This is a genomic window from Streptomyces sp. NPDC050619 (genome assembly GCF_040654815.1).
Taxonomy (GTDB): domain Bacteria; phylum Actinomycetota; class Actinomycetes; order Streptomycetales; family Streptomycetaceae; genus Streptomyces.
In genome coordinates this window covers 1-17,385 of sequence record NZ_JBFAIR010000053.1, presented here as the reverse complement: position 1 = coordinate 17,385, position 17,385 = coordinate 1, and the positions used below count along the sequence as shown (strand labels likewise).

The following is a 17,385-nucleotide window of genomic DNA, read 5'->3' as shown; positions in this document are numbered from 1 at the left end:
TTGCGGCGATCGGGGGCGGGAATGACCGTTGAGAGCGGTTACGCGAACTTCTTCGGTCCGCAGGTGCCACGCATGGGCGACGAAGGCCAGACGCCGACGTTCGCGCTGGCCTCGGCGGCCTACCGGGACAACGACGTCAAGGACATCCTCAACGCGAACAACGAGTGGCACGAATCGACCGTCAAGGACGGCCGCAAATGGGCGCGGATCTTCCGGCCCAACCTGGGCGAGGCCTTCTCCGGGGCCGTCGTCGCCCGCATGCTGGGCGGCGGCCGCAAGCCGCTCATCCAGTCCTTCGGCGCCGAGCCGCAGGTCGTGGTCGAGCACTGCCTCGCGGCGAACAACATCCGCAGGGACCGCGACAACCTGCTGAGCATCGTCATGGTGCTGTGCGGTCTGCTGTTCCTGCCCGGGCTCCTCGTCTGGCTGCTGGTCTTCCAGATCCGCACGACCATCGCCAAGCAGAACGGCCGGGCCGGCGCGCTCGCCACCGCGCTGCTCGTCGGGGTGGGCGCCCTCGCCGTGCTCTTCCTGATCCGCATGCCCTTCACGGGATTCTGGGCCTGGTACGCGCGCGCGGCGGTCGTCCTTCCCGTGGTCGGCTGGTTCTGGGCCAAACAGATCTGCGAGCGCACGGCGGCCGACCTGCGGGAGCGCTGGGACAGCCTGCTCTCCGGCAGCAGCGTCGGGGCCAAGGTGCCCGAGGCGGTACCGAGCAGCCCCCGCGAAACCGCGGCCGAACAACTGCGCCAGTCCCTCGCCAAGCTCAGCGCCGAGCAGCAGTCCAACTCCGTGTTCTACGCCGGACCCAAGGGCATACTCGGCATGGGCACCCGCTGGGGCAGCTGGCAGCTCGCCGAGGACCTCGTCTCGGCCGACCCCACCCGGGAGATCCACCCCTTCCGCAGCTGGGACGTCATACGCTCGATCCACGACCAGCTGCGCATGCTGGAGCGGAACACGATCAACACCGGCGGCTTCCCCAAGCCGTCCGTACGGCACTGGGTCGTCACGCCCATCGCGGAGAACGCGAAGGAGGTGTCCCGGCCGGAAGGCACGGACGTCGAGGCGTACCAGGTCAAGTCGCATGCCATACAGGACATCTGCAACAAGCAGCAGTTCGGCGCCGGTGACCGGCACTACCTGGGCGTGCAGTGGACTCTGTGGGACGGACAGCTGGTCATCACGATGATGATCACGGTGACCGTGCTGCACGAGACCCTGCGCATCGAGGTGACCGGTCATGCGCTGGGACCGGTGCACGGGCTGTTCACCTCGAAGCCGGCGGCCAAGGAGAAGGAAGTCCAGAAGTCGCTCAAGTTCTGGGAGACCCGGAAGGTGAAGCTTCCGCTGGTCGACGCGGACGAGGTGGTCCGCCTCACCGCGCGGGCGCCGCTGACCTGGTATCCGCCGCTGCTGAACTGGCTCGGCGGCGGGCTCGCGCTGCCCGAGCCGTTCGGAATGCGGCACGTGTGGGCGGACCGGCCCTGGCGGCACCGGTTCATGGCCGACGACGCGCTGCGCGCCGCGACACCGGTGCTGCGAGTGGTGCACGCCGCGGCGATCCGGGTGCTCAAGGAGAACGGCGTGGACACGGAGAAGTTCGGCAACCGGTCGTCGTTCCTCAGCACGGCCGTGCAGGACCCGACGCCCAGGAAGGCCGACCTGTACGACGCGTAGGTCCAGGGGGCGCGGCGCAACGGGGGCACACGGCCCCCGGCGCCCCTCGGATCAGCCCGTCGGATCAGCTCGTCGGCCAGGCCTCCGCCAGCATCTTCCGGGTATCCGCCAGCAGCTGCGGCAGCACCCTCGTGTGACCGACCACCGGCATGAAGTTCGTGTCGCCGCCCCAGCGCGGGACGATGTGCTGGTGGAGGTGGGCGGCGATACCCGCGCCGGCCACGGAACCCTGGTTCATGCCGATGTTGAAGCCGTGGGCGCCGGAGGCGGTGCGCAGGGCCGTCATGGCCTGCTTGGTCAAAGCGGCGAGCTCCACCGTCTCCGGGTCCGTGAGGTCCGTGTAGTCCGCCACGTGACGGTAGGGCACGACCATGAGATGGCCACCGTTGTACGGGTACAGGTTGAGCACCGCGTAGACCTGCTCGCCGCGCCTGATGACCAGCCCGTCCTCGTCGGACTTGGCCGGGATGGAGCAGAAGGGGCAGCCGTCGTCGGCACCGGGGCCGGTCGGCTTGTTCTCGCCCTGGATGTAGGCCATCCGATGGGGCGTCCACAGGCGCTGGAACGCGTCCTGGGTCCCCACTCCCCACTGCTGCTCCGGCTCACTCGTCATGCGTGAAGCATATGGCGTCCGGTCACGGGTCAGGAAAGGCCCCCGGGTAGGAACCCGGGGGCCACCTGCCCCGCAGCGGCGGGGACCACGTCACACCTGAACGCGACGCTCCACCACGTCAACGAGCTTCGCCATCGCTTCGTCGCGTGGGATTCCGTTCTCCTGCGATCCATCGCGGTACCGGAACGACACCGTGCCCGCGTTCATGTCGTCGTCCCCGACGATGATCATGAACGGGACCTTCTGCTTCTGAGAGTTACGGATCTTCTTCTGCATCCGGTCCGACGACGAGTCCACCTCGACCCGCAGCCCCTTCTTCTTCGCCTCAGCGGCGAACTTCTCCAGGTACTCCACATGCGCGTCGCCCACCGGGATACCGACCGCCTGCACCGGAGCCAGCCACGCCGGGAAGGCACCCGCGTAGTGCTCGAGCAGCACCGCGAAGAACCGCTCGATGCTCCCGAACAACGCCCGGTGGATCATGACCGGCCGCTGCTTGGAGCCGTCGGGCGAGGTGTACTCCAGCTCGAACCGCTCCGGCAGGTTGAAGTCGAGCTGGATGGTCGACATCTGCCAGGTGCGGCCGATGGCGTCCTTGGTCTGGACGGAGATCTTCGGGCCGTAGAAGGCGGCGCCGCCCGGGTCCGGCACGAGAGGCAGCCCCTGCTTCTCGGCGACCTGGCGGAGGGTCTCCGTGGCCTCCTCCCAGGCGTCGTCGGAGCCGACGAACTTCTCCGGGTCCTTGGTCGACAGCTCCAGGTAGAAGTCGGTCAGACCGTAGTCCCGCAGCAGCCCGAGGACGAAGGTGAGCGTCTTGTCGAGCTCCTCGGCCATCTGCTCACGCGTGCAGTAGATGTGCGCGTCGTCCTGGGTGAAGCCGCGGGCCCGGGTCAGCCCGTGCACGACGCCCGACTTCTCGTACCGGTACACGGTCCCGAACTCGAAGAGCCGCAGCGGCAGTTCACGATACGAACGACCACGCGCGTCGAAGATCAGGTTGTGCATCGGGCAGTTCATGGGCTTGAGGTAGTAGTCCACGCCCTCGTCGAGCTGCATGGGCGGGTACATGCCGTCGGCGTACCAGTCCAGGTGGCCCGAGGTCTCGAAGAGCTTCCCCTTCGTCGCGTGCGGGGTGTAGACGAACTCGTAGCCCTCCTCCTCGTGGCGGCGGCGCGAGTAGTCCTCCATGACCCGGCGGACGATGCCGCCCTTGGGGTGGAAGACCGCGAGGCCGGAGCCGATCTGCTCCGGGATGGAGAACAGGTCCAGCTCGCTGCCCAGCTTGCGGTGGTCGCGCTTCTCGGCCTCGGCGAGGAAGTCGAGGTGCGCCTTCAGCTCGTCCTTGGTCGGCCAGGCCGTGCCGTAGATGCGCTGGAGCATCGGGTTCTTCTCGCTGCCGCGCCAGTAGGCGGCCGCGTTGCGCATCAGCTTGAACGCCGGGATCGCACGGGTCGACGGCAGGTGGGGACCGCGGCAGAGGTCCTTCCAGCACAGGTCGCCGGTCTTGGCGTCCAGGTTGTCGTAGATCGTCAGCTCGCCGGCGCCGACCTCGACGTCCGCGCCGTCGTCGCTGGACGCCGCGCCCTTGAGGCCGATCAGCTCCAGCTTGTACGGCTCGTCGGACAGCTCCGCGCGGGCGGCCTCGTCGGTCACCACGCGGCGCGAGAAGCGCTGGCCGCGCTTCTGGATCTCCTGCATCTTCTTCTCGACGGCCTTGAGATCCTCGGGCGTGAACGGCTTCTCGACGTCGAAGTCGTAGTAGAAGCCGTCCTTCACCGGCGGGCCGATGCCCAGCTTGGCCTCGGGGAACAGTTCCTGCACGGCCTGCGCCATGACGTGCGCGGTGGAGTGGCGCAGGATGTTCAGGCCGTCCTCGGAGGAGATCTCCACCGGCTCCACGACCTCGCCCTCGGCGGGCGCGTACGCGAGGTCCTTGAGCTCGCCACCCACGCGGGCGGCGATGATCGAGCGCTCGCCGGCGAAGAGGTCGGCGGCCGTAGTGCCCGTCGTCACCACGCGTTCGTCCCGCTCGGAATCGCGTTGGATGATCACACGGACGTCTGACACCGGTCTCTCCTGACTGAAGGGGGATGCGGCGCCATACCGTGAGCGCGCGCATGACGGGATCGTACCGACCCCGGGCCGCCGACCGCGAAACGGATACCGACGCCCCCCAAGGGGCCTCAGTCGCAGCCGTCCCCGCCACAGGCCTCCTCGAAGAAGGCCGTGATCTCCGCGGTCTCCTGCAAGGACTTCATCAACCGGTCCCGCTCGGCCTCGTCGACCTCCACGGGCACGACCCCACGGGCCCCGGTCAGCTTGCGGAACCCGCCCCGGCTCTCCAGCCGCCCGTGCACCCGCACCGGCAGCCCGACGAGGTGCGCGTGCCCGGCTATCCGGTACGACTCCTCGTCCAGCGTCAGGCGTATGTGCGGGACCTCGGCGCCCGCGATCACGCGCAGCCGTACGGTGCCCTCGCCGCGCGGCCCCGACCTGCGCATCCGTACCACCGCGCCCGTGATCCGCACCGGCATGGAGGGCTCCCCCCGCAGATAGCGGGTACCGGCCTCGCGCAGCACGGGCAGGTCGCCGGGCGAGAACTCGACCGCCTCGGCGCGTGCCGCGCAGCCCTCGGGCACGCCGGCGGCCGGTGCCCATTCGACGGCGACGCGCGCCCCCTCCGTACCGCGCACGAGGGCGATCAGCGCCTCGGTGAGTTCGCGGCTGACGCCCGCCTCGACTGCGGCGTCGAAGGCGTCCATGCCGCCGGTGGCCCGCTGGTAGTCGATGGCCTCGCGGGCGGCGTACAGGGCCTGGTGCAGGCATACGGCGAGCGGGCGGCCGGTGCTGACGGGCACGAAGGCGGTGAGGCGGTGGCCGCCGGCCGCGGAGCCGACGAGGACGTTCTCCAGGGACGCGGCGGCGGAGCGGCGGTACCGGGCGCCGTAGTAACCGGCACGCGCGCGCGTGGCGAGTGCTCCGGCGAGCAGCGTCTGGCGGGCGGCCGAGCGCAGTCGCTCCTCGACCATCCAGGAGGCGGCCCCGGCCGGCCCGGTCGGGACGTCGCGCCACCAGCGGATCTCGTCGCTGGGCACGGCGAGGGAGACCAGTACCTCGCGCGCGGAGGGCGTGCCGCTGCGGGACAGCGCCAGGAGCGCTTCGCCGAGCAGGTCGTCGCTGTCGGGGAAGGCGCGGCTCTCGGGCACGAGCAGGCTCGTCCCGCCGCCGCCCGGTCCGGGTGGGGTCCAGCGGCCGTAGCGTCCGGCGGCGCCGCCGCGCCGCTGCCAGCCGTGCCGGTGCAGCAGGGCGCCGAGGACGGCGGGGTCGACCTCGGCGGGTGCCGGCGGGCGCTCCCACTGGGCCTCGGGGTGCGGGCGTACCGGCCGCAGTGGCTCGTGCAGGGGGCGGTGCGTCATGGTCTGCCTCCTGTCCCGACCCGCGTCATGATCTCGCAGAGCGCCCGGTCGTCGAAGATGCGCGAGGTCGGTATTCGCACGGTGGTGCGGTTCCGGCCGGTGATGGGCTGACCGGCGAGGTTGACCCAGTAGCAGCAGTGCCTCAGGTCGAGCCGGTCGTGGCTGGCGCGGAGCCAGTCGTCCGGGGATCTCGGGACGAGCATCACCACGAGGATCTTGTGCACCGAGACCGGGGTGCGGGCGAGCTTGCGCAGGTGATCGTTGTCGAGCGTGAAGGAGAAGTGACGGCCGGGAGGGTTCGGCGGGATCTGGTACGTGCACTTGAGCTGCACCTTGATGGTCACCTCGTCGTCGACGGTGTGTCCGGGTGCGCTGTGGCTGACGTGCCAGTCGATGCCGTTGTCGGGAAATGGCTGGGACAGCGAACAGCCCGCGGCCGCCGCGACCGCGTGAAGGTAGCCCACCTGCAATGTCTCCATGCAGGCGGTGGTGGCGAGTGTGCCGCGATGGGGGCCCGTTCGTTCGGGCAGCAGCCCGCCCCGCTCGGGCTGCGCTATCGCCATGACCAACAGCCTTCCAAGCCAAGTGAAATGCCCGCACCGGGCCGAGTGATTCCAGCGTCGGGCCGCTGAACTGCAAAGACCCGTACTCCTGTTGTGTCCTCCCGGCGTACGGCGCAAACAGCCCGGGTATCACCAAATGGGCAGAAGACGGTGCGTCAGCTGCCGTGGGTGAACGAGGGGTTGAGTAGGTATGACGTGCTGGTACGAAGGGCCTCTGGCCGCCTTCGACACCGAGACCACGGGCGTGGACGTGGAGGCCGACCGGATCGTGTCGGCCGCAGTCGTCGTGCAGGACGCCCCGGGCACTCGGCCGCGGGTGAGCCGCTGGCTGGTGAACCCGGGTGTGCCGGTGCCCGAAGGGGCGACGGCGGTGCACGGGCTGACGGAGGAGCATCTGCGGCTGAACGGCCGCTGGCCGGCTCCGGTGATGTACGAGATAGCCGAACAGCTGGCGGAGCAGGCCGTGGCGGGCCGTCCGCTGGTGGTGATGAACGCGCCGTTCGATCTGACGCTGCTGGACCGCGAGTTGCGCCGCCATCGCGCCTCGTCCCTGGACCGCTGGTTTGAGTCGAGCCCGCTGTTGGTGCTGGATCCGTGGGTCCTGGACAAGCACCTGGACCGCTACCGCAAGGGCCGCCGCACGCTCACCGACCTGTGCGCGCACTACGGCGTCCCACTGGAGGGCGCGCACGACGCGGCGGCCGACGCACTGGCCGCGCTGGACGTCGTACGGGCGGTGGGGCACCGTTTCGCGGTGCGGCTGGAGCGGCTGTCCCCGGCCGAACTGCACACCCTTCAGGCGGTGTGGCACGCGGCGCAGGCGCGGGGCCTACAGGCGTGGTTCGCGCGCAGTGGCAGCGAGGAGGCGGTGGACCCGGCGTGGCCGCTGCGTCCGGAGCTGCCGGCGGCAGCGGCGTAAAGGCAAGCGCGTAACAGCAAGCACGCCAAAAGCAAGCGCGTAAAAGCAAGAAGACCGGTCCGCTACGGCGGACCGGCCTCTCCCGGTGGGCGATACTGGGTTCGAACCAGTGACCTCTTCGGTGTGAACGAAGCGCTCTCCCACTGAGCTAATCGCCCGGGAACGGACTGAACAATACAGGTCCCAGCGGGTTTCCTTCAAACCGCTTCCAGGTAGCCCACGAGCCCTCTCCGCCCGGCCCGCATCATCAGCCAGTGGTTGGTGCGGAAGACCGGCCGTCCCGGTACGGCGAACCTCCTGAGCAGCGGCTTTTTCACGTCGACCACCTGCTCGTAGCGGGCGAGGCTGCCCCTGCCGTCCGGGGTGATCGTCCAGCGGGCCCAGCCGTCGAGGTCGCCGGACATGGCGATCTCCAGGACCCCGGCCTGCGGATCGCGCCGCACTTCACGGGCGGTGAAGGTCAGGTCGTACGGGAGGACGGAGCGGATCACGACCACTCCGCTCGTCTCGTCGATGCGGTTCACTTCGCGCACCTGGCGCCACCAGCGCGGGTAGTCCTCGGCCCGCTCCAGGGCGTCGTACACGGTGGCGGGCGGCGCGGGCAGGGGCCACAGGCTGCGGAAGCGATAGTGCGTCCAGTCCATATGCGGAGTCTGCCCCTTCACAACGGGCACATATCTGAGTACGTCCTGAGTATGCACACTCATGCCGTACGGCGTGACGCAGACCACACTCCACAGTATGACGCACATCCCGCCCCCGGCCGAGGAGTTGCGGCTCCTCGATGCCGAGCTGTGGCACCTGGATGCCCGACGAGCACAGTTGCTGGCCCGTCGCGCCTGGCTGATCGCCACCCTGAACAAGGCGCGGCCGGCCCCGGTCGCACCACCGACCCCGGTCGCACCGCCCCGACCGGAGGCCGCCGCCCCCGGCGTACAGAACCTGCTCCTCCTGCTCGGCGGCGTCCTGCTCACCATCGCGGCGATGGTGTTCACGCTGGTCAGCTGGGGTCACCTGGGCATCACCGGTCGGGCCGTGGTGCTCGCGGCCGTCACGCTGGCCGCGCTCGCCGCTCCTGCGGTGCTGCACAAGCGGGGGTTGCGGTCGACGGCCGAGTCGGTGGCGGGCCTCGGTCTCGCACTGACGGTCCTGGACGCCTACGCGCTGCACGAGGTCGCCTTCGCGGGAGTGGACGGCACCGGGTACGCGGCGGTCGCGGCGGCGGTGCTCGCGGGGGTATGGGCGGCGTACAGCCTGCTGCCCGGTACGGCGGAGCTTCGTCTGCCCCGTCCCGCCGCGCTGGTCTCGGCCCAACTGCCGCTCCTGCTCTGGGCGCCGGCCGCCGACGCCGTGCCGTACGGGATCACGACCGCGCTGCTGGTGACGGCCGCGTTCGACGTGGGCGTGGCGCTCCGGACGACCGACCGCTCCGTGCGGGTCGTCGCCGCTGTCGGCGCGTACGGCATGGGCGCCTGGGGCGTACTGGCCGCCGGTTGGCTGTCGTGGACGGCCACCGGCCTGAGCGCCGTCGCCCGTGCGGCGGCGCTCCTACTCTTCGCGGCCGTGATCGCGCTGGGTGCCGCATGGCGGGGCCAGGGCGAGAAGCGAGCCGTCGGCCTCGCCCTCACCTCGGGGCTGCTCACGGTCGCCGCGCTCGGCGGTGCGGCGCGCTCCGTGCTGCCCGAGGTGTGGACGGTTCCGGTTCATCTGGCGTTCGGGATCGCCCTGTTGGCGGCGGTGCGGGCCGGGCGGTTGCCGGATGAGGTACGCGGGGGCCTCGTCCGGGCCTCGACTGCCGTACAGGCGTTGGCCGTGCTGTGGGCGGTGCCCGTCGTCGGTGTCGCGCTGCTGGGCCCGGTCGGGTGGGCGTCGCGCGCGTGGACCGGGGCGCCGTCGGACGCTCGTGCGGCGGTGACGGTCGACGCACCCTGGCCATCCCACATGGCGACGGTCCCTGTCGTCCTGGTGGCGGTCGCGGCCGTGCTCGTGCTGGCGGTCCGTGAGGCGACCTGGCGGCCTCAGGCCCTCACCGGCGCGCTGGGCCTGACGTGGGCGGCGGCGCTCAGCCTTCCGGCTGTCCTCGAACTGCCTTACTCAGCAGGCCTGTCGGCTCAGGGAGCCACGGCGGCCGGAGCCCTCGCGGTGGCGGCGTACGGACACCGAGCCGCGCCCGCCGGCATCGCTCAGGAGGGAACGCCCGCGCAGCTCACCGCTCTCGTCCTCGCCCTGGTGACCTCCCTCGGTCTCGCCTTCCTCTCCCTCGCCTCGCAGACGGCGACCCTGGCCGTGCTCGCCGCACTCACGGCAGTGTGCGCGCTGGTCGCCTGGCGTTCCCGCCTCGCCCCCGTCACCGCCCCGGCCGCGCTCGCCTACGCCGCCGCACTCGCCTGTGCGACCGGCGCCGCCGCGCACTGGCGGCCGTCGCACACCGCACTGCTCGTCCTGACCGTGCCGATGGTCGCGGCCCTGGTCGCAGCGCGGGCGGGCTCGCGCTCGACCGTGCCGGTCGAGGTGGCGGGAGCCGCCACCGCCCTGCTCGCGATGGGCCTCGCCCTCAGCGACCCGCCCCTGCTCGCCCTGGTGCTGGCCCTGTGCGGAGTCATCGCGGCGGGCACGGCGCTCCGTTTCGACCGCCGCCCCGTCGGCTACGCCGCCACCGCCCTGTTCGTGCTGGCCACCTGGGTACGCCTGGCGTCCTGGGACGTCGGAACGCCGGAGGCCTACACCCTCCCGGTCAGCGTCCCGGCGCTGCTCGTCGGGGCCCTGCGCCGGCACCGCGACCCGCGGACATCGTCCTGGACGGCGTACGGCCCCGGACTCGCCGCCACCCTCGTGCCGAGCCTGGTCGCGTCCTGGGGCGACGCGCACTGGACGCGCCCGCTGCTGCTGGGTTCGGCGGCGCTGCTGGTCACCCTGCTGGGCGCCCGGCACCACCTCCAGGCGCCGCTGCTGCTGGGCGGCTCGGTGCTCGCCCTGGTCGCGCTGCACGAACTGGCCCCGTATCTCGTGCAGGTGACCGGCGCACTCCCCCGCTGGGTACCTCCCGCCCTCGCCGGACTGCTGCTGCTCGCACTCGGTGCGACGTACGAGCAGCGGATCCGGGATGTCCGGCGGGTGCGGGAGGTCCTGGGGAAGATGAACTAGCCGTCGGCTACGGCATCTTGTCGCCCAGCAGCGCCAGGTTCTCGATGGCGGCGAGGCCGTAGAGCGCGGTGTCGTTCGTGGACACCCAGGCCGCCTCACTGCCCGGGACCAGTGCGGCGGGACCGCTCAGCTCCTCCGTCTTCCAGGGGGCCGACTCCTTGTAGCCGTCGGAGTTGTAGAACTTGTCCCACGCGCGCTTGGCGAGCTTCTCGTCCCCGGTCTGTACGGCCGCGTAGGCGTCGAGACGCGAGTGGCCCTGGAAGAGCAGCAGGCTGCCGAAGTTGGTGCCGTAGCGCGCCGCCTGCTCGGCCTTGGTGGCGTTGAAGTAGCGGCAGTAGTCGAAGTAGGCCTCGTTGAACTTCGGCAGGTCGACGAGGTCGATGAGTTCGGCGCACAGTTCGTTGAGGCCGAAGACGGCGGACAGGTGCGAGACGCCGACCACCGGCTTGTCGGCCACGGCGAACTTGCCCGTGTCGAGGTCGTAGAGGCCGGTGCCCTGCACGAATCCGTTGGGCTGGGCGGCGATGGTCTCCATGGTCGACAGGATGCGCGCCTTGGCCTTCTCCCACTTGGGGCCCTTGCGTTCCCACTCGGTCAGCCAGGCGGACACCAGACCGCTCCAGTCCGTGCCGAAGCCGACCGACAGGGCGTGCCGGTCGGGGGTGTACGGCTCGGTGCGGATCTTGCGGATCGGGTCGAGGACGAGGAAGGTCTCGTCGGAGTCGACGTTGGCGTGCATGAGGTCGCCGACGCGTTCGTCGGCGGTGAGGAAGTAGTAGTAGCGGCGGTAGGTGGTGTTGGCGATGCGCTGCTGCTTGGCGCTGTCGGCGTAGTGCTGCACGCCGTGCCGGGTGCCGAGGCCGGCCCACTGGCCCAGGTGGTAGACGTCGACCTCTCCGGTGTGCCGGGTCATCGCCTCGGCGAACCGGAAGATGTCCGAGCGGCCGGAGCGGAGGTAGGCGAACCAGAGCCACAGGTCCGGCGACAGCTCGGAGTTGTCCCAGGCGTAGCCGCCGACGTCGTACCGCCATTGGTGCCGGACGGTGTCGTACGTGTGCATGATGTCGCCGTAGTCCCAGAAGCCGTACCAACGGCGCTGGTCCACCTGGTCCTTGTAGTAGGTGAAGAGGAAGTCGAGGTGGTCCTCGATCTTCGCCTTGGCGGGCGTGGACCGGTCGGGCTCGGAGTAGAGGCCCGGGCCGAAGACGCCGGCCTTGATGAGCTGCTTGGGCGGGGCGGCGAGCTGCGGGAGTACCCGTACGGCCTCGACCTGTTCGGCGAGCTTCTCGGCGCTCGGGGTCGACTCGTTGGCCCAGAAGAGGAGTTCTGAGGTGCGGGCGATGCCGTAGGGGGTGCCGAACTCCGGCTCGTAGTCCTCGTAGGTGATGTTGAGGCCTTCGAGCTGTTCGGCGAACGTGTCCTGGCCCATGCCGTCGTGGTAGAAGCGCAGGTCCATGGGCTGTGCCTCGGGCGACCAGAGCCAGAGGGTGACCTCGGCCTCGTCGGTCTGGGCGTCGCGGATGTCGAGCTGGGCCGGGAACTTCTCCCAGAAGTCCCGCAGGCCGAAGGAGAATCCGCCGCTCGCCCCGCCGACGTATCCGAAGCCGGAGGCGCGCTTGCCGCCGCCGGCGCCGATCCAGCCGTGGCCCTTCTTCGTGCGCTTGCGCAGACCGAAGCCGTCGGCGGAGAGCTGGGAGAGGGTGTAGTCGCCCCACTCGGGGATGTACTGGAGCCGGGTGGTGACCCGCTGGTCCCAGGTGGAGGGGTCGGGCAGCTTCTGGCCCGCGTACTGAGCCGCCTGCACGGCCGCGCCCGGGTCGCGACGCAGACCGGTGATGCCCTTGACGGCCTCGCGCAGCAGGCCGGTGCCGTCGCCGCCGATGCGGATGTGGCGGTCGTACGACTGGTCCCGCATCGGCACGGTGAAGCGGACGCCGATGCCGCGGATGAAGTCACCGCTGGCCTTGCCCGGCTCCTGGGTGCCGTCGAAGGTGATGGTGTGCACCATGCGGAAGGACTCGGCGCCCGCGTAGAAGTAGAGACGGATGGAGAACGGCAGCCAACTGCGGCTGCCCTTACGGTGCTTGCCGTCGATGCGGACGACCGCGCGGACCGGGCCCTCCTGTTCGACGGTGACCTTGTCGATGGCACCCTCGAAGCGCTCGGTCTTCACCGAGCCCTGGTCCTCGTCCTCGATCTCGGGCTGGCGGATCAGCACGAGCCGGCCGTTCTTGGCGATCTCCGTCGAGCCGCGGGTGACCGACTTGATGAGCGTGGCGCCGGACTTGCCGATCTTCGCGGTGATGACGCCGGTCGAGATGTCGATGGTGCCGCCGCTCTTGTCGACGGTGACCTTCTTGGCCGGAGCGGCGCTCTCACCCGCGGCGAGGGTGAGCTTGCCGGAGCCCGAACTCAGCGCGTGGGCGGTCCACTTGAGCGATCCGTCCGGCCAGTACGCGATCGGCCACGACTGGACGGGTACGGCCTTGCCGCCCGCGTCCGTCACCGCGAACTTCTGGTCCTCCTGGTAGACGCCCTTCGGCCAGGGGACGCCGACGGTGGAGCCGGGGGCGGCGCCCAGGCCGCCGTCCTCCAGCCAGTCGAGGGTCACGGGGTCGGCGTCGCCGTCCGCGGCTCTCGGCGCGGCCTGCGCGTCCTTCGTTCCTAGTGCCCAGCTGAACTGCGTGGCGACGCCGGCGACGGCGGCCGCCTTGAGGAGGGACCTGCGGGGAATGGGAGACATGGAGATTCAGCCTTGCCTTTCCGTGCGGGGGGCAGGGTGGTGGTCAGGGGCATGACAGATAGAGGTACGGCGCCCGGGGGGGGCACCGACCTGGTGCGAGGGCACCGCCCGTCAGCGGTGCCGGTAGCGCTCCTCCACGGCGACGGCCGCGGCGGCGACGGCCCCGAGGACGGGCACCGCCAGCGGCGCGACGAACCAGGCGGACACGGCCACCACGGCCAGTCCGCCGACCAGCAGGAAGGACCCGGCGGGGTCGAGGACGGTGCGCCGTCCGGCCTCCGCCAGCAGGCCGCGCCAGGCGGCACCCGGCGTCCAGACCGCCGCCGCGCGCAGCCCGGCGACGGCCAGACCGATGAGCGCGAACACGCCGATCGCCCCGACCAGCGGCCCGCCGGGAATCCCGGCACGCACGGCCTGGACGTCCACCCAGACCGCCGCGGCAGCGGCCCACCCGGCGAGCCCGGCGAGCCAGCCGCGGCGCACGGCGGCCCGGAAGTCGGCGACGAACTCCCGCCAGCCGCCGCTCTCGTGAGTGATCCGGCGGCGCAGATGCCGGGCGCCCGCGGCGACGGCGGCCGGGTAGGTGACGATCCCGAGCGAGGCCACCGCGATCCACACACCGGTGAGCAGACATTCGGCGAACACGGCGAACCGCTCGGCGAAGACGGACTCCTTGCGCGGGGCGCGGGCTTTCACGCGTGCTTCGGCCATGGTGACCGCCTCAGCCCTTCAGCCCGGACGTCGCCATACCGTCGATCAGATAGCGCTGGAAGGCGAGGAAGAAGGCGAGCACCGGCAGCAGCGCGACCAGCGACATCGCGATCATGCCGCCGTAGTTGGCCAGGCCCTCCTGGTCCACGAACATCTTCAGACCGAGGGAGACCGTGTACTTGTCGGGCTCGTTGAGGTAGATCAGCGGGCCCATGAAGTCGTTCCAGGAGTTGATGAAGGTGAAGATCGCGCTGGTGATCAGGGCCGGACGGCACAGCGGAAGCACGATCGACCAGTAGATGCGGAAGTGTCCGCAGCCGTCGAGACGCGCCGCCTCGTCGAGCTCCTTGGGCAGGTTGCGCATGAACTGCACCATCAGGAAGACGAAGAACGCCTCCGTGGCCAGGTACTTCCCCAGCAGCAGCGGGGTGTAGGTGTTGATCATCCCCATGTTGCGGAACAACACGTACTGCGGGATCAGCAGCACGTGATACGGCAACAGCAGCGTGCCGATCATCAGCGTGAACATCAGATTGCGGCCCGCGAACTTGATCTTCGCGAAGGCGTACGCGGTCAGCGAGCAGGACACCACGATCCCGACCACGGAACCGACCGCGAGCATGAGCGAGTTGACGAAGAACGTGGAGATCGAGATGTCCGCGATGCCGTCGGCGAGCCCCGTGTAGTTCGAGACGATCGGGTCGCCCGGGAACAGGTCCAGGCTCCCGACGATGTCCTCGCTCTTCTTCAGGGAGCCGCCGATGACCCAGATCACCGGATAGAGAATCACCGCGAGGATCGCGAGAGACCCGATGTGCCAGGCGAGGGAACCGGGCAGCTTACGACGGAAGTTGCCCCCCTTCGTGGACCCGGCGGCCGGCGTGATGTCGGTGGCCTGCGCGCTCATCAGGCGCCCTCCTCGTAGTGCACCCAGCGCTTCTGGGACCAGAACAGCACCGCCGTCACCAGGGCCACCGCGACGAGCAGCATCCAGGCCATGGCGGAGGCCAGGCCCATCCGGCTGTTCTCGAAGCCCTGGACGTAGAGATAGCAGGTGTAGACCATCGAACCGTCCGCCGGACCACAGGCGTTGCTTCCGGCGCCGCCGCCGACGATGTACGCCGAGCTGAAGATCTGGAAGGAGTGAATCGTCTCCAGCAGGACGTTGAAGAAGAGGACAGGGGAGATCATCGGCAGCGTGATGTTCCAGAACCGCCGCAGCGTGCCGGCCCCGTCGACCTCGGCCGCCTCGTACAGCTCACGCGGGACCTGCTTGAGGCCGGCCAGGAAGATGACCATGGGGGCGCCGAACTGCCAGACGGTGAGCGCCACCAGGCTGTAGATGATCATCTGCGGGTCGCCGGTCCAGCCACCGACATCGATCCCGAACACCTTCTGCGTACGGTCGACGATCGCGTCGTCCGAGAAGATCGCCTTCCAGACGATCGCGATGGAGACGCTCGCCCCGATCAGCGACGGCGCGTAGAAGGCGGCCCGGTAGAAGGCCTGCCCGCGCCGCTTCTGGGCGAGCAGCAGGGCCACTCCGAGAGCCAGGAGCAGCTTGAGCGGCGTACCGACGACGACGTACCACATCGTCACCTTCACCGAATGGCGCCAGCGCGGGTCGCCGAACATCTCGGAGAAGTTGTCGAGGCCGATCCACTTGGGCGAGTCGAACAGGTTGTAATCGGTGAACGCGAAGTAGAGCGAGGCGATCATCGGGCCTGCCGTGAGCAGCAGGAAACCGGCGATCCACGGGGACATGAAGAGATAGCCGGCCAGGTTCTCCCGGCGGCCCCGCCGCTTGAGTTCGGCGGGGCGCCCGGAGTTCACCGGACCGTGCCGCGGCTCGGAGTCCTTGGAAAGGCCCTCCATCGCAGGGGCGTGTGTCACGGTGGTTCCCATCAGCCGACGAGAGCCGTCTTCGACTCGGTGAAGAACTGCTTGACGGCGTCGTCCACCGAGCGCGTGCCCAGAGCGAGTTCCTCGGCGATGCGCAGGAACGCGGACTCACAGATGTCCGCGCCGACCGGGTGCGGGGTGATGGGCTCCAGGACGCCCGCGGCGACGAGGGACTCCTCGTAGGCGGCGATCGCCTGGTTGACCTCGTCGGTCGGCTTGAACGCGTCGTACTGGGCCTGCGTCGCCGGCACTCCGCGGTCGTAGCCCATGATCTTGGCGACCTCGGGGTCGTGCACCATGAAGTTGATCAGCTGGGCGGCTTCCTTGGGGTGCTGCGTCCGCTTGGAGGCGCTGAGCATCAGGGAGCCGAGGTACTGGCCAGTCTTCTTGCCGTCCGTGGTCGGGATGGGAGCCAGGCCGTACTCGCTCTTGCCCTCGGAGGTGTAGCGGACGGTGAAGTTGTCCCAGGTGAACTCACCAGCGGCGAGTTCCGCGGAGACCGCGGACTTGGGCTTGATCTGGGCGACCTTCTTGGCATCGGCGTAGATGCCCTCCTGCACGCCCTTCTTGGCCTTCGTCCACCAGTCCGTCAGATCGGCCTCGGTGAAGCCGAGACCGTCCTCGGTGAAGAACGCCTTGCCGTTCTGGCGCAGGTAGAGGTCGTAGAGGTACATGACGCCGTACATGCCGCTGTCGCCGGCGCGCCCCGACTTGTCGCGGATCTTCTTCATCGCCGCGTCGAAGTCGTCCCAGGTCCAGCCCTGTTCCGGCTTCACGCCCGCTCTGGTGTAGACGGGCTTGTCGATGACCAGGGCCATCGAGTTGGAGCCGACCGGCACTCCGAGGAGCTTGCCGTCGATCTCGCCGAACTTCTCCAGGCCGGCCCGGAAACCGTCCATGGAGAGATTGCCCGCCTTGACCTGCTCACTGAGGTCGAGCAGCACATTCTTCGCGTCGTATTTCCGCAGGAATCCAATGGCATTCTGGAAGACGTCCGGCGGATTCCCGCCCGAGGCCTGGGTGTTGAACTTCTTCCAGAAGTCGGTGTACTGCTGGAAGTCCGTTTTCACCTTGATCTTCGGGTACTTCTTCTCGAAGAGCGCGATGGTCTTGTTGATGCGCTCGGCGCGGTCCTCGGCACCCCACCACGCGTAACGGATCGTCACCGTTCCGTCGGAGGACGTGCCACTGTCGCCCCCGCACCCCGTCGTCGCGGCCAGCCCGAGCGTGGCCGCCGTGGCTCCGGCCGCCTTCAGGATCGTTCGCCTCTCGACATTCCTGTTGGTTCCCACAGTCGGGCCCCTCCCCGCAGCGTCATTGCCGCCTGCATGAATCGTTTCAAGTAAGCGCTTGCTGGCACAAGGTACGGAGGGCCTCGGGGTGCGTCAATGATTCGGACAGGAATTTCTTGCCGGACGACTCGTCGATCTGACGCCATGTCGACACCGGACCGAACGACAGGGCGGACGATGCCGCAGGTGAGACGCGCACAGTCGACCAGCCGAACGCGAACTGGCCCTCCAGGCCCGGATGTTGTTCGGCCAGATTTCGCCGGGCCGGAGGCGCCCGGACTCACCGAAGGACAGGCGCACAAACGTCGGCGGCCCGTCTGCTGTGTCGCAGACGGGCCGCCGAACCGGGTGGGCGATACTGGGTTCGAACCAGTGACCTCTTCGGTGTGAACGAAGCGCTCT

13 protein-coding genes and 1 tRNA gene are annotated in these 17,385 nt (G+C 69.6%); 3 read left to right on the top strand and 11 right to left on the bottom strand.

Features of this window, described 5'->3' with window-relative positions; genetic code table 11:
- The first annotated feature begins 21 nt into the window (after positions 1 to 21).
- Positions 22 to 1,680 (top strand): hypothetical protein, encoded by a 1,659-nt coding sequence (locus AB0I77_RS48365; RefSeq protein ID WP_363289357.1) that lies wholly within the window; start codon positions 22 to 24, stop codon positions 1,678 to 1,680.
- Between the two features lie 64 nt (positions 1,681 to 1,744).
- Here AB0I77_RS48365 and AB0I77_RS48360 read toward each other — a convergent pair whose 3' ends face one another.
- From AB0I77_RS48360 to AB0I77_RS48345, 4 genes are all read right to left on the bottom strand, one after another.
- Entirely contained in the window at positions 1,745 to 2,293 is a 549-nt protein-coding gene (locus AB0I77_RS48360; protein ID WP_363289356.1) for an HIT domain-containing protein, read from the bottom strand.
- 90 nt (positions 2,294 to 2,383) lie between these two features.
- Positions 2,384 to 4,360, bottom strand: coding sequence for a threonine--tRNA ligase (gene thrS, locus AB0I77_RS48355; protein ID WP_363289355.1), 1,977 nt, complete (start codon positions 4,358 to 4,360; stop codon positions 2,384 to 2,386).
- Positions 4,361 to 4,476: 116 nt separating this feature from the next.
- On the bottom strand, positions 4,477 to 5,709 hold the full coding sequence (locus tag AB0I77_RS48350; RefSeq protein ID WP_363289354.1) for a hypothetical protein: 1,233 nt from the start codon (positions 5,707 to 5,709) through the stop codon (positions 4,477 to 4,479).
- Positions 5,706 to 6,272, bottom strand: coding sequence for a DUF4365 domain-containing protein (locus tag AB0I77_RS48345; protein ID WP_363289353.1), 567 nt, complete (start codon positions 6,270 to 6,272; stop codon positions 5,706 to 5,708). Before AB0I77_RS48345 ends, AB0I77_RS48350 begins: the two co-directional genes overlap by 4 nt.
- A gap of 190 nt (positions 6,273 to 6,462) precedes the next feature.
- On the opposite strand from AB0I77_RS48345, the gene AB0I77_RS48340 reads away from it, so the two are divergent.
- Entirely contained in the window at positions 6,463 to 7,191 is a 729-nt protein-coding gene (locus AB0I77_RS48340) for a 3'-5' exonuclease (protein ID WP_363289352.1), read from the top strand.
- A gap of 86 nt (positions 7,192 to 7,277) precedes the next feature.
- Here the strand turns inward: AB0I77_RS48340 and AB0I77_RS48335 are convergent.
- Positions 7,278 to 7,349, bottom strand: a tRNA-Val gene (locus tag AB0I77_RS48335).
- 39 nt (positions 7,350 to 7,388) lie between these two features.
- The gene (locus AB0I77_RS48330; protein WP_363289351.1) at positions 7,389 to 7,835 is read right to left on the bottom strand and encodes an SRPBCC family protein; all 447 of its coding nucleotides are present in this window, start codon (positions 7,833 to 7,835) and stop codon (positions 7,389 to 7,391) included.
- A 97-nt stretch (positions 7,836 to 7,932) separates the two neighbouring features.
- Between AB0I77_RS48330 and AB0I77_RS48325 the strand changes: the two genes are divergently transcribed.
- Positions 7,933 to 10,335 (top strand): hypothetical protein, encoded by a 2,403-nt coding sequence (locus AB0I77_RS48325; protein WP_363289350.1) that lies wholly within the window; start codon positions 7,933 to 7,935, stop codon positions 10,333 to 10,335.
- A 7-nt stretch (positions 10,336 to 10,342) separates the two neighbouring features.
- On the opposite strand, the gene AB0I77_RS48320 is transcribed toward AB0I77_RS48325, so the two are convergent.
- The 5 genes from AB0I77_RS48320 to AB0I77_RS48300 all read right to left on the bottom strand — a co-directional run bounded on the left by AB0I77_RS48320 (position 10,343) and on the right by AB0I77_RS48300 (position 16,983).
- Positions 10,343 to 13,078 (bottom strand): Tat pathway signal sequence domain protein, encoded by a 2,736-nt coding sequence (locus AB0I77_RS48320; protein WP_363289349.1) that lies wholly within the window; start codon positions 13,076 to 13,078, stop codon positions 10,343 to 10,345.
- Positions 13,079 to 13,189: 111 nt separating this feature from the next.
- Entirely contained in the window at positions 13,190 to 13,789 is a 600-nt protein-coding gene (locus AB0I77_RS48315; protein ID WP_363289348.1) for a hypothetical protein, read from the bottom strand.
- Between the two features lie 10 nt (positions 13,790 to 13,799).
- Positions 13,800 to 14,696, bottom strand: a complete 897-nt coding sequence (locus tag AB0I77_RS48310) for a carbohydrate ABC transporter permease (protein ID WP_363289347.1) — start codon at positions 14,694 to 14,696, stop codon at positions 13,800 to 13,802.
- Positions 14,696 to 15,694, bottom strand: a complete 999-nt coding sequence (locus tag AB0I77_RS48305) for a sugar ABC transporter permease (RefSeq protein WP_363289346.1) — start codon at positions 15,692 to 15,694, stop codon at positions 14,696 to 14,698. Before AB0I77_RS48305 ends, AB0I77_RS48310 begins: the two co-directional genes overlap by 1 nt.
- Entirely contained in the window at positions 15,694 to 16,983 is a 1,290-nt protein-coding gene (locus AB0I77_RS48300; protein WP_363289345.1) for an extracellular solute-binding protein, read from the bottom strand. The genes AB0I77_RS48305 and AB0I77_RS48300 overlap by 1 nt, the downstream gene beginning before the upstream one ends.
- Between the last annotated feature and the right edge of the window lie 402 nt (positions 16,984 to 17,385).

Coding starts and splice junctions, on each gene's coding strand:
- AB0I77_RS48310 (WP_363289347.1), bottom strand. CDS start 14,696: ATGAGCGCGCAGGCCACCGACATCACGCCGGCCGCCGGGTCCACGAAG.
- AB0I77_RS48340 (WP_363289352.1), top strand. CDS start 6,463: ATGACGTGCTGGTACGAAGGGCCTCTGGCCGCCTTCGACACCGAGACC.
- AB0I77_RS48365 (WP_363289357.1), top strand. CDS start 22: ATGACCGTTGAGAGCGGTTACGCGAACTTCTTCGGTCCGCAGGTGCCA.
- AB0I77_RS48350 (WP_363289354.1), bottom strand. CDS start 5,709: ATGACGCACCGCCCCCTGCACGAGCCACTGCGGCCGGTACGCCCGCAC.
- AB0I77_RS48305 (WP_363289346.1), bottom strand. CDS start 15,694: ATGGGAACCACCGTGACACACGCCCCTGCGATGGAGGGCCTTTCCAAG.
- AB0I77_RS48325 (WP_363289350.1), top strand. CDS start 7,933: ATGACGCACATCCCGCCCCCGGCCGAGGAGTTGCGGCTCCTCGATGCC.
- AB0I77_RS48345 (WP_363289353.1), bottom strand. CDS start 6,272: ATGGCGATAGCGCAGCCCGAGCGGGGCGGGCTGCTGCCCGAACGAACG.
- AB0I77_RS48320 (WP_363289349.1), bottom strand. CDS start 13,078: ATGTCTCCCATTCCCCGCAGGTCCCTCCTCAAGGCGGCCGCCGTCGCC.
- AB0I77_RS48330 (WP_363289351.1), bottom strand. CDS start 7,835: ATGGACTGGACGCACTATCGCTTCCGCAGCCTGTGGCCCCTGCCCGCG.
- AB0I77_RS48360 (WP_363289356.1), bottom strand. CDS start 2,293: ATGACGAGTGAGCCGGAGCAGCAGTGGGGAGTGGGGACCCAGGACGCG.
- AB0I77_RS48315 (WP_363289348.1), bottom strand. CDS start 13,789: ATGGCCGAAGCACGCGTGAAAGCCCGCGCCCCGCGCAAGGAGTCCGTC.